This window comes from Bradyrhizobium sp. HKCCYLRH3059 (assembly GCF_051168035.1).
In the GTDB taxonomy this organism is placed as follows: Bacteria; Pseudomonadota; Alphaproteobacteria; order Rhizobiales; family Xanthobacteraceae; genus Bradyrhizobium.
In genome coordinates, this window is the sequence record NZ_JBNPUF010000001.1 from 1,484,697 (window position 1) to 1,496,596 (window position 11,900).

At 66.4% G+C, this 11,900-nt stretch carries 9 protein-coding genes; 4 read left to right on the forward strand and 5 right to left on the reverse strand.

The features are described from left to right. Nucleotides 1–215: 215 nt before the first annotated feature. Nucleotides 216–416 carry a cold-shock protein gene (locus ACQR13_RS06770; RefSeq protein WP_315713975.1) on the reverse strand — a complete coding sequence of 67 codons (201 nt, stop codon included), beginning with the start codon at nt 414–416 and terminating at the stop codon, nt 216–218. Between the two features lie 252 nt (nt 417–668). Next, complete coding sequence (locus tag ACQR13_RS06775) at nt 669–2,396, reverse strand: adenylate/guanylate cyclase domain-containing protein (protein WP_434862683.1); 1,728 nt, start codon at nt 2,394–2,396, stop codon at nt 669–671. Between the two features lie 224 nt (nt 2,397–2,620). Between ACQR13_RS06775 and ACQR13_RS06780 the strand changes: the two genes are divergently transcribed. Beyond that, nucleotides 2,621–4,126, forward strand: a complete 1,506-nt coding sequence (locus tag ACQR13_RS06780) for a glycosyltransferase family 39 protein (protein ID WP_316201392.1) — start codon at nt 2,621–2,623, stop codon at nt 4,124–4,126. A 6-nt stretch (nt 4,127–4,132) separates the two neighbouring features. Here the strand turns inward: ACQR13_RS06780 and ACQR13_RS06785 are convergent, their stop codons facing one another. Together ACQR13_RS06785 and ACQR13_RS06790 are read right to left on the reverse strand one after the other, a co-directional pair. Then, nucleotides 4,133–5,158 (reverse strand): YcjF family protein, encoded by a 1,026-nt coding sequence (locus ACQR13_RS06785; protein WP_315752651.1) that lies wholly within the window; start codon nt 5,156–5,158, stop codon nt 4,133–4,135. Beyond that, nucleotides 5,155–6,618, reverse strand: a complete 1,464-nt coding sequence (locus ACQR13_RS06790) for a YcjX family protein (protein WP_315826058.1) — start codon at nt 6,616–6,618, stop codon at nt 5,155–5,157. Before ACQR13_RS06790 ends, ACQR13_RS06785 begins: the two co-directional genes overlap by 4 nt. A gap of 191 nt (nt 6,619–6,809) precedes the next feature. On the opposite strand from ACQR13_RS06790, the gene trhA reads away from it, so the two are divergent. Then, nucleotides 6,810–7,505, forward strand: a complete 696-nt coding sequence (gene trhA, locus ACQR13_RS06795; RefSeq protein ID WP_315826059.1) for a PAQR family membrane homeostasis protein TrhA — start codon at nt 6,810–6,812, stop codon at nt 7,503–7,505. A 24-nt stretch (nt 7,506–7,529) separates the two neighbouring features. Further along, nucleotides 7,530–8,324, forward strand: a complete 795-nt coding sequence (locus tag ACQR13_RS06800) for an SDR family oxidoreductase (RefSeq protein WP_315752654.1) — start codon at nt 7,530–7,532, stop codon at nt 8,322–8,324. A 765-nt stretch (nt 8,325–9,089) separates the two neighbouring features. Here the strand turns inward: ACQR13_RS06800 and ACQR13_RS06805 are convergent. Continuing rightward, a complete protein-coding gene (locus tag ACQR13_RS06805; RefSeq protein WP_409977923.1) occupies nt 9,090–9,401 on the reverse strand; it encodes a MarR family winged helix-turn-helix transcriptional regulator in 312 nt (103 codons plus the stop codon). 510 nt (nt 9,402–9,911) lie between these two features. Here ACQR13_RS06805 and ACQR13_RS06810 point away from each other — a divergent pair. Beyond that, nucleotides 9,912–11,606, forward strand: coding sequence for an outer membrane beta-barrel protein (locus ACQR13_RS06810; RefSeq protein WP_434862684.1), 1,695 nt, complete (start codon nt 9,912–9,914; stop codon nt 11,604–11,606). Nucleotides 11,607–11,900: the final 294 nt, after the last annotated feature.

Consider the following 11,900-nt stretch of genomic DNA (forward strand, 5'->3'; position numbering starts at 1 on the left):
ATTACGTTGACGGCGCGGTTCGAGGCGCATTTGACCCGGGTCGGGCGGGCGAGGCAATGGCGGGGAGGGAGCTGAAACTACAAACAAACGCAAAGATGTGATCAGGAGCGGGCACCGCTCCTGTCTATTTCGACGTGTCGACAATCATGCTGGTTTGGTGAGGGAAACGATCGCGCCGAAAAGCCGCGAGGCGGAATGGCGCGCCAATTGATCCGCTACACTTTCAGGTTCTCGGCCGAACTCCTGCCGCGGTTGGCAATCTCGTCGTACTCGATGGTCTGGCCCTCGTTGAGGGTCGCCAGCCCGGCCTTCTGCACTGCGGAGATGTGAACGAAAATGTCCTTGCCCCCGGCCGCGGGCTGGATGAAGCCATAGCCCTTGGTCGGGTTGAACCACTTGACCGTACCTTTAGCCATACGTCGCCTCCGCGGGACCAATCCGAGTACGAGCCGCGGTCCCCGCAAACCGTCAGGCCCGGAATTCGAGACTACTGCGGTTGTGACAGGCGTGATAGCGCAAACAGCGGGCGGTTTTGGCCCGAAATGATCGATATCGTGGCGACTTTGCGGCTTTTGACCGCAGTGCCACCGTTCCGCCAGTCACCGCGGACCCGCTGCAACCGTTCTCGGTATGACAGCGCAGGCTGCAAATAGGTTCAACGCAACTTGTCACGCAGCCGTCCCCTCGTCCGAGAGCATCGCGAGTTCAGCGGCGTCCATGGCCGTCCTGACGCGCATCGGCTCGGCGCGGCCGCGAATCTCGACCTCGCGCTGCGGCAGCACGTCGGAGCCGAGTCGCGCCCGCGCGTAGACCTCGTCCGAGATGATGACCTGGCAGCCGAGGGTCTTCGTCATGTCCTGCAGTCGTGATGCGACGTTGACGGCGTCGCCCAGCGCGGTGAACACCATGTGGTCGCGATAACCGATCTCGCCCACGATCACCTCGCCGCCGTGAATGCCGATGCCGAAGCGGATCGGGTCATGCAGATCATGGCTGAGGAACGCGTTCAGCTCGGCGATATTGGCCGCGATGTCACGCGCCGCCTGGATCGCCTGGCCGCAGGCGACATGTGAATCGGTGGCCAGTCCGAACAGCGCGAGCATACCGTCACCGACGAACTGATTGGGCTGCCCGCCATTCGCCAGCACGGCCTGGGAGACGGCGCTGAGGAAGCGGTTGACGATGAACACCACGTCGAACGGCAGCCGTTTCTCAGCGAGGCCGGTCGAACCGCGCATGTCGACGAACAGGCTGACGAGGTAGCGCTCCTGCCCGATTCCGGCGCGCGAGCTGCCGCGCTCGCCGGGTGTCGGGTTCGGCATGAACAGTTGGAAGAATGAAAGATCGCCGGTGGGGCGCAACTGGCAGGCCAGCCTGACCGACGGGTCCGCCGCGCCGATCTGCGCGAGCACGAAGGCCTCGCGAGGCGAGGGCGGCGGCAGCGCGCCGGGATCTCCGATCACCCTGATGCGGCAGGTCGAGCAACGTGCGCGGCCGCCGCACATGCTGGCATGCGGTACGTTGTTGCGCAGACTGGCCTCGAGCACGGACAAACCCTTTGGCACCCGGATGGAGCGGCCATTGTTGTAGGATAGCGTGACCATGCCGCCACGTCGCTCATGCACCGCGCGCACGGCGCGCGCGGCGAGCGCCAAGCCGATCAGGCCGCCATAGCCGATCAGGAAGCCGTTCATGATGGTCTCCAGCACCGCCTGTTCAGATGGCGTGCCGGTCTGCCTTAATGAAAGATTTTCGGCGCGCCACCGCGGTGTTGCGTTGGCGGCGATGACGTCTCGGCCCCCACGATAGAAGCCGAGCAGCGCCAGCGCCGGGAGCAGCACGGCGCAGGCGAGCAGCCACGGCGCTGCGCGCTTGTAGAACGGCTTGAGCCGCAGCCAGAAGTGCAGCCCGATGCAGCCATGCGCCCATGACGTCAGCAGGGCTGCCGACATCAACCAGATCCGCCAGGATGGGCCGGTCCAATACGAGTACAGGACCTGCGGGTACAGCTTCTCCTGTCCGTACAGGGTCTGTCCGATGCGGACGCCGGCGATGTGGCTGAAGATCAGCGCCGGAATGCTTAGGCCGAGCAGCAGTTGCAGCGGCTCCATGGTGTTGCGGCTGAATTGCCGGCGCTGATAAAGCGCCCATACGCCGAGCCCGCCATGGGTAAGAGCGGCCGCATAGAACAGCACGGCGATCGGAAGAAACTGCCAGAACGCCACATGATAGGACACGCCCTCGGCGAGCGCCTGCAGCGAGATGTTGCCGAGCGCATGGTTGAGAAAATGACTGAGCAGGTAGCTGAAGAGTATGAAGCCGCAGATCAGCCGCACCTGCCGCACACCGATGCCGCGACAGGTCGACCGCAAACGATGGTAAATCGAAATGGTCATGTGGCCCGTATGATCTGGAGCCGCAATGCTAGAGATTTATTCCCTGTTGTCCTAGAGGGCTGGTGGCGGCGGTCATCCGGCGGCGCGAGCTGCGCGGGAACGTTGACTCGCCCGGTGGAGTCGGGGAAAAGCACCGCGTGACGGCCATTTCCCCAGGCATCGACAGCCCAAAGTCTCGATCCACGCGCGCTGCGTGGCTGATGGCTGCGGCCGTGATCGCAAGCATGACGATCATCCGCATCGTCTATGCCGGGACGCTCGATCTGCGCACCGACGAGGCCTATTACTGGACCTGGTCGAAGGAGCTGCAGCTCTGCTTCCTCGATCATCCGCCCATGATCGCCTGGTTCATCCGGCTGGGCACTGCCCTGTTCGGCGATACCAATCTCGGCGTTCGCTTTGCCGGCATCCTCGCGATGGGGGTGACGCAGCTCCTGCTCGCCGACATCGTTCGCCGTACCACTCACGATATGCGGGCCGTGATCCTCGCGGTGCTGCTGCCCGAGGCCGCGCTCTACTATGGCCTGCTGATGGCCAAGGTGGCGCCGGACGTCGCGGCGATCCCGTTTGCACTCGCGGTGATCTGGGCGCTGGTGCGTCTCGCTGAGAGCGGCGATGAACGCTGGTGGCTCGCCGCCGGACTGTTCGGCGGACTGGCGCTGTTGTCCAAATTCACGGTGGTCATGCTGCTGCCGGGCGTGGCGGCGTTCCTGCTCGTTCCGGCCTGGCGCAGCCGCTGGCTTCTCAGTCCCTATCCATGGTGCGGAGCACTGATTGCGCTGGCGGTGTTCTCGCCGGTGCTGATCTGGAACGTACAGCACGACTGGGCCTCGTTCCGCTTCCAGTTCGTTCGCGCCACCGCGCCGCATGAGTTTTCGTTGCGGACGCTTGGCGATTATCTCGGATTGCAGTTCGGACAGGTCGGCTTCGTCGTGCTGCCGGTCACATTGTCGGCGCTGAGTTTCACGGCCTGGCGCGGCTACCGCACGCGTGAGCCGGTCGCCATCCTGCTGTCGACGGCGGTGCTGGTGCCGTTTCTCTACTTCCTCTGGAAATCGTTCACCTTGCGGATCGGCGACACCTGGCCGATGTTCATGTGGCCGATCGGGTTTGCGGCGGTCGCGATCAACATCGTCAAGCTGCCGCAGGACGGCGCGTCCGCCTGGTTCGTCCGATCGACCGTGCGCTGGGCGCGGATCGCCGTCGTCAGCGGCATTGCCATGGTGGTCCTGATCTTTCTCTACTACGTCGTTGCGCCGTGGAATTTTCTCGGGCGGGCCGATCCGATCGGCGCCGAGGCGGGCTATCAGCAGGTGGCGGCGCGGGTCGAGCAGGAGCTGCAAAAGACCGGCGCGACCTGGATCGCGACCTCCGACTATCGCACCTATGCGATGATGCGGTGGTTCTTTCGCGGCCGCGTGCCGGTGCTCCAGATCAACGAGCGGGCCCGCTTCATCGGCTTCCGTGATCCTGGCATGGACCTGATCGCAGGACATGCCGGCCTCTATGTCGTGCGCGAGCCGGACAATACCGGCCCGCTGCTGGCGGACACGACCGCGCACCGCGAGCCGCTCGGACACGTCGAGCGGAGCTGGCGCGGCCGCGTCATGGACAGTTACGCGTTCGGCAGGCTGACGGGCTGGACTCCCGAACTGGCGCCGCCACCGGACTCGCCATTGTACCAATGGCGCTGGCTCGCCGGCGCCCTCGATTCCACGCCGCGGGCCTGAGCCTCATTACTGGTCGTCCTGCTTGCGCAGCAGATCCTTGGCGAGATCCGCCAGCGCCGGCCGCGGCAGCGCGGCGAACGGCATCGGCCGCGTCACGTCGATGGCCGCGAGGCCGAGCCGCGCCGTGAGCAGTCCGTTGAGCACGCCTTCGCCGAGCCGCTGCGACAGTTTTGCCGCGATGCCATGGCCCAGCACCTGCTGGATCAGGCTGTCGCTCGCGGCCATGCCGCCGGTGATGGCGAGATGCGCGACGACGTGGCGCAACAGGCTGATCATGCCAAGCGCGCCGGGACGGCCGCCATAGAGCCGCGCGAGCTGCCGGATCATCCGCAAGCTTGCCACGAAGACGAACAGCACGTCGATCAGCGCGCGCGGGCTCACGGCCGTGACCACGGAAACCCGTTGCGCCGCAACCGACACCAGACGCCGCGCCTCGCTGTCGAGCGGCGCCATCAGCTCGCGCTCGGCAAGCTTGATCATGTCGCCGCCGTCGATGATGTCGTCGGCGTGGCCGGCGAGCGCGGCACGCGGACGCGCCAGGCGGGGATTGGCATGTGCGATCCGCAACAGCTCGGCGACCACTTCGCGGCTCTCGGCGCGATCGTCGGACAGCAGCACCGCGGCCGCGCGCTGGTGCAGCTTCTCGATGGTGGCGAGACGCACCAGCCCGTAAGTCTCTCGGGCAATGACGGCCGCCAATGCGATCGCGGCTGCGGCCGCGAACCCCGCGCCGACATAGCCGAGGGCCTCGCTGCGTGCGAACAGATCCTCGATCAGTCTGACGACGCCGAGGCCGAGGCCGAGCAGGACGAGGCCTGCGACCGAGCCCCAGAAAAGTGCGCCCCAGCCGAAGCTGCGCCGCGCCGGCAGGACGGTCTCGACCGGCACCGGCAATTGCGCCGGATCAGCCTCTGGCGTGACCTGGATGGTGCCGCGGCCCGGCCGGGCGGCCTCTTCGGCATCGACCACGACGACGTCGGGATCATCGAGCCGGAAGGTCTGGGGACGACGATGCTTGGCGCGTTCGCTCATTGCAGCCGGTCTCCGATCAGGAACTGAAGGGCGCGGTCCATGCGGATATGGGGCAAAGCGGGCTCGCCGCCAGGATCGGGGGCCAGCAAAGGCGGACGGAAGCGAAGAAAGCGGAAGTCGGTGCCGTCGGCGGCGGCGCTCGACAGGCCGCGATAGGCGCCGCCCTTGAACAGCTCCTCCGCATCGGCCGGCAGCTCGCCCGGAAAGGTTGCCACCTCGGTGTCGCCGTCGAAGATCTCGCCATTGGCGCTTTCGCCGGCCGCCGGCGTGCCAAGCAGCGACGGCAGCTTGTCGCGGCCGCGGGCGACCAGCGCCTCGCGCGTCGCCCTGACGGCGGCCAGCGCCACCACGTCGATTGCGGCGCCCGTGCTCTCGGCTCGGGCCACCGCGCGGTTGACCGCGCGCCGCAGCACAGCTTCGAGCCGGTCGTGGCTGGTGTGATGCAGATGGTCGGCCTTGGTCGCCGCGAACAGGATGCGGTCGATGCGCGGCCGAAACAGCGCCGTCAGCATGTTTCCGCGTCCGACGCGGAAGCAATCGAGAATGCCGGTCAGCGCGGCCTCGAGATCGTGCAGCGCCTCGGGGCCCGCATTGAACGCCGCCAGCGCGTCGACCAGCACGATCTGGCGATCGAGCCGGGCGAAATGGTCGCGAAAGAACGGCCTGACAACGATGTCCTTGTAGGACTCGTAGCGGCGCGCCATCATCGCCCATAGCGAGCCGGCCGGCGCCTGGCCGTCGGCCGGGACATCGAGCGGCGCGAAGGTCAGCGCCGGCGAGCCCGCGAGATTCCCCGGCATCAGGAAGCGGCCGGGCGGCAGCAGGCTCATGGCGAAGCGCTCGTCGCGGCAGGCACGCAAGTAGTCGGTGAACAGCCGTGCGGCCTCAAGTGTCGCCGACTCGTCCTCGCGGCCTTCGGGGGCGAGCGTCGCCAGATGCGCGTGCCAGTCCTTGGCGACATGCGCGCGCGGCTCGCTGCGCGACAGCGCGAGGCTTTCCCGCGCCCACTGCTCATAGCTCTTGTTCAGCAGCGGCAGGTCGAGCAGCCATTCGCCGGGATAGTCGACGATGTCGAGCGTGAGCGTCCGCTCGGCGCCATTGGCGCGCTGGAATTCGATCACCAGTCTGAGCTCGCTGATGTCGACGGTCGAGCTCGGCCAGCGTCGCTCGGTGACCAGCGCCCGCATATGGCTCTCATAGGCAAAGCGCGGCACGCCGTCGTCGGGTTGCGGCGTCAGATATGCGCGGGCGATGCGGCCCGATGCCAAGGCCTCGAACACCGGCATGCGCCCGCCGCGAACGAGGTCGTGGATCAGCGCCGTGATGAACACGGTCTTACCGGCCCGCGACAGCCCGGTGACGCCAAGGCGGACGGTCGGGTTGAGGAAGCTCTCGCCATAATCGAGCAGGGCACGGGCCGACAGCCGCGCTTCCTCGACGAGTTCGGAAAAGGTCACCATGGGAGGAGGGGAATTCGCCAGTTGAAAAGGGCGTGAGCGATTTTTGACAGGTGGCGATGCAAAACGCCGGATTCAAGCTCACAATTCCGGCCCGTTTCCGGATAGAACCAGACTTTGAACGGAACGTTGACCACTGGAAACCATAATCCTTCCGGCACAATTGTCCCGGAAAACCGGCACCAGGTTCTGACATGACCGTATTTCAACTGAAGCAGTTCGCCTCGACCTCCGTCCATGCCGCCACCGGCGCGATGCGTTGGAACTACGACAAGGTCGAGATGATCGCGGACGGCGTCGTCCACGTCGTCGGCATCGCCGCCGGCCTGGTCGCCGCAACCGTGCTCGTCGTGCTGACCTCGATCTATGCCAGCGCCGTCGACATCGTGGTGGTGTCGATCTACGTCGCGGGACTGCTCTCGATGCTGACGCTGTCGGCAACCTATAATCTGTGGCCGGTGTCGCCGACCAAATGGGTGCTGCGCCGCTTCGACCACTCCGCCATCTACGTGCTGATCGCAGCCACCTATACGCCGTTCATCGCCGCCCTGAAGGATACGGTGTTCTCGGCCGCGCTGCTGCTCGGGGTCTGGGGCGTCGCCATCTTCGGCATCGTGCTGAAGCTGCGCTGGCCGGGCCGCTTCGACGCGCTCTCGATCGGGCTGTATCTCGCGCTCGGCTGGAGCGGCGTCATGATGTACGACCGGGTGATCTCGGTGATGCCGCCCTCGGTCCTGGCCTGCGTGCTCACAGGCGGCATCCTCTACAGCCTCGGCGTCATCTTCCACTCGTGGCGGCGCTTGCGCTTCCAGAACGCGATCTGGCATGGTTTCGTGTTGCTGGGCGCCGGCTTTCATTATACCGCAGTGCTCGACCTGGTCTTGACCTAGAAAATTCCACGAGGAGGGCTTTGCATGCAGGTGACCGGCAAGATTGTTGTGGTCACCGGCGGAGCCCGCGGCATCGGCAAGGCGCTGTGCGAGGCCTTCGCGGCCGCCGGTGCGGCCAAGGTGATCGTAGCCGATCTCGACGAAGCCGGCGCCAAGGCCGTCGCTGATGGCATCGGCGGCGCCGCCTTCAGATGCGACGTCTCCCAGGAAGCCGACATCCGGCACGTGATCGAGGAAACCGAGCGGCAGTTCGGGCCCATTGCGCTGTTCTGCTCCAATGCCGGCATCGGCGGCGGCTTCGACCCGCTGTCGGTCAATGTCGGCGGCACCTCCGACGAGCCGTGGGCGCGCAGTTGGGCCATTCACGTGATGGCGCATGTCTACGCGGCGCGGCATCTGATCCCGCGCTACAAGGCGCGCGGCGGCGGCTATTTCCTCAACACGATCTCGGCGGCCGGCCTGCTGTCGCAGGTCGGCAGCGCGCCTTACTCCACCACCAAGCATGCCGCGGTGGGATTTGCGGAGAATCTCGCGATCTCGCACAAGGCCGACAACATCAAGGTCTCGATCCTGTGTCCGCAGGGCGTCGACACCGACATGCTGCGATCGATTCCGAAGGGCCCGCAATCCGGCGACGGCGATCTGACACCGGAGCAGGTCGCGCAGGACGTGCTGAAAGGCCTTGCCGAGGAGAGCTTCCTGATCCTGCCGCATCCGCAGGTCCTCGGCTACATGCGCAAGAAGACCGAGAATTACGACCGCTGGCTCGGCGGCATGGCGAAGATCCAGGCAAAGATGCGCGAGGAGTTCGGGAAGTAGGTCTGCGACCATCGTCGGTCGACGTGACGGCGCCCGGCCTCAACGCCCTCCGCGGTCGTCCCCGCGACCACGGAGACCCATAGTCCCAGGGTGCAGTTCGAGCCACGCGCGTCGACCATCTCGCCCGAGGTTTTCGACCGCGGCGTATGGATCCGGCGTTCGCCGGAATGACGCTAAGGAGAGATCGTGCGGACATCATGGGCAGCGGACTTGATCCGACATCGATAGACATCATTGCGCCTTCTCGCGGCACATCATGCCCGAGCTGTACAGTTGACTTGTCCCTTCAAGATTCGAAGGGCGCAGGGAATGCCGGGTGAAGGCCTCACCCATGGCCCGCCTGCAGCAAAAAATGCAGGCGGCAGGTACCACAGGTGCAGCCGATCACCGGCATTCCCTGCGCGATGGTCTTCACGCTTATACGCAGTCTCCCTGGTGCGCCGGGCTGTTGGCCACCATTGTCCGCGCGGTGCATCAGCGCCATCGCGAACGTAACACCAGCATCGGGGTGTCAGGACGCTGCGACTTCACGTCCGCGGCCACGCCGTTCGTCCGCGTAGCAAGCTACGCTGCGGCATGGCCACGGCCATCGCATCCCGCCTCGCGTGTCGTGACGATCGCGCGCAACGCCCCTCCGTGGTGAGGCGGGATGCGCGGAAAGATCGTCCTGATTTGCCCGACGGCGCAAGGCCGCATGCTGCGGCATTTCAACACGACGGGCAGTTTCGTCATGGTGTGTATGCGCAATCTGCCCGTCGGGCGCCCTCATGGCTCCGACGGTTGCATGTCCTGCTCTGCCGCGCGCCAGGCTTCGAGCGCGCGGGCGTACAGCAACAGGCCCTCGCGCACCGTGCGCCGCTCGGTCTTCGACAGGGCCGACAGGGCGCCGCGGACCTGCTGGCGGCCGAAGGCGTGCAGCGTGGCCACCCTCTTCCGTCCCTTCGCGGTGAGGCAGAGCGGCTTGATGCGGGCGTCGCCGGAATCGATTGTCTCCTGCAACTCGCCGCTGTCGATCAGCTTGCGGACCATGCGGCTGACGCCGGATTTTTCCAGGTGCAGGACCGCGCCGAGCTGCATCGCGGTGAGACGCGTCGCCCTACGTCGTCGGCCACGTCCTGGCGGCCGACGGCGGCTTCCTCGCGGTCTGAATCTGAAAGGCGTCGGCTGTCGCCGATGGCGCAAGGCCCGCGATCGCCGAGCGGTCTCGGACGCGAGCGATCGTGGTCGAAACAGCTTCATGCTGAAGTCGGAATTTCGCCAGCTTCCGCGAAGCCGCGCAGCGATCGTCACCGTTTCAACTAATTAGTGCTTTCTACGAACGCGAAGATGCTTAGGCGCCGCTCCGCGGCGGCTCGTTGCGAACAGCTCTCAATCTCGCCTGAAATGTTCCCAGCTCGGCAAAACTTCCGCCGACGTTTGCCGGCTATCTCCAAGGCAAGGGGCTTCGTCGCGTGCATGCGCTGCGTATTCATCGCGACGGCGCCCTGACCCGACCTCGTCGCGTGATATTGGCATACCCCGGCATTTGCTTTGCAGGCTCATTCACCACACAAGACCGGCGCGTTCGCGGTGCGGACCAAGCGGCTCATGGTGACGCGATCCCACCGCGGGGTCACGCTCGCGCTCGTCGAGGTGCTGCTGCTGACCGTGATGGTGGTGGACGGCGCGTCCGCGCAGCAGACCATCAAGGCCAAGCCGACGGACGTCGTCCCGGGACGCGCCGACCGGCTGTTCTTTCGTCACGTGACGGCGCGCAGCATCTACTACAACGTTCCGCGGATCACCAACGACAGCCGGACGCTGATGATGCGCCAGGACCCGCGTGGCGTGAGCGCATTGCTGCGTCCGGTGCGCGAGGCCGGTGCGCCGTCGCTGGCCGCGCCGGGCAGGCCCGGCGCGCCGGTCGGCAGCTTCGGATTCTCCGCGTTTCAGCCCGCCCGTGGCGCGCGCATGGCCGCGGCCGAGCCGGCGGGAGACGCTCAACGCGCCGCGCCGCAACCGGCTGCGCGGCAGATCGCGGCAAAGCCCGCGGCAGCCGCCGAGGCGCCGCCGGCCAAGCCAGACGAGACCGTGGCAACCGCCCAGCCCGCGGCCGTGCTGCGCAACCGTGACGTTCTTCCCGATCGCAACCTGAATACGGTGAAGCCGCAGCCGGTGACCGCCGACGCGAAGCCCTATGATCCGACGGGCGTGACGGTCGGGTCGTTCCTGGTGAAACCGGCCGTCGAGATCCAGGCCGGTTATGACACCAATCCCACGCGGCGCAACGGCGGGCAGGGCTCAACGGTCGCCATCGTGGCGACGGAGGTCGCGGTCCGCTCGCAATGGGAGCGGCATCAGCTCAACGCCGATTTCCGCGGCGCCTACACCGAGGACAGCAACGTCCGCTCGCTCAGCCATCCGACGTTCGAGGCGCGGGCGCAAGGACGCTACGACGTCACCGAGGGCACTGCGATCACCGGCGAGGCGCGTTTCGTCAACGATGCATTGGCGCTTCCGGGCGCGCTCAAGCTGCCCCGCGCCACGACGTTCGGCGGCAGCGCCGGCGTGCTGCAGAAGATCGGTCCCGCCGAGATCGCATTCAAGGGATCGGCCGACCGCGTCATGTTCAACGACGCGCTGATCTTGGCCAACGTGCCGTTGCGGACGCAGGACCGCAACTACACCCAGCCGGGCGCGCAGGTCCGCGTCACCTATGTGCTCACGCCGAACATCTCGCCGTTCGTCGACATGAGCTTCGATCGGCGCAACCACGATCTGCAGGTCGACTTCAACGGCCAGCGCCGCGATTCCAGCGGCATCACCGCGCGCGGCGGCGCCGTCGTCAACATGGGATCGCTGACCGGCGAGGCCTCGGTCGGCTATCTCTCGCGCCGCATGGACTCGCCGCTGATGCCGAACATCAACGGCGTGATCGCGGATGCGACGCTCGCTTGGGCCGCGACCGACGCCACGACCTTCGTGCTGGTGGCGCGCTCGCAGGCATCGGAGACGCCGGCGATGAACGTCTCGGGCATCCTGTCGCGCGACGTGATCCTGCAGATGGACCATCAGTTCGAGCCGTGGCTGATCGCCACGCTGCGCGGCGGCTACGGCCAGGATCAGTTCGTCGGCATCGGCCGCGTCGACCAGCGCATGTTCGTCGCCGCCGGCGGCACCTACAAGATGAACCGCAACGTTCAGCTCAAGAGCGAGGTCCGCACCGAATGGACCCGCTCCAACATCGCGCTCAACAACTTCATGACGGTGGTCGGCGTCGTCGGCGTGCGATTCCAATATTGAGCAGCGGCCGGGTCCGGTGGCGCACCTTCGCCGCCCTGCATCTCCGCCGTCGTCCCGGGCAAGCCGCGCGACAGCGCGGGTGCGACGCCGACGGGGACCCAGACGCCGCGACGGATGTCTGACCGGATTGCGAACGACGCGGCTGGTCTGCATCGACCACAAGCGGCTGGTCGCGCGCAAAAGAAAAGCCCCGCAGGGGACGGGGCTTGAAGGCAATGCATGCCGGTCGGGTGGGGGGAGACCCGGGCGTTTCACGCGGCGGGATGAGGTCAGGTCGCCGACGCGTGGGTCGTC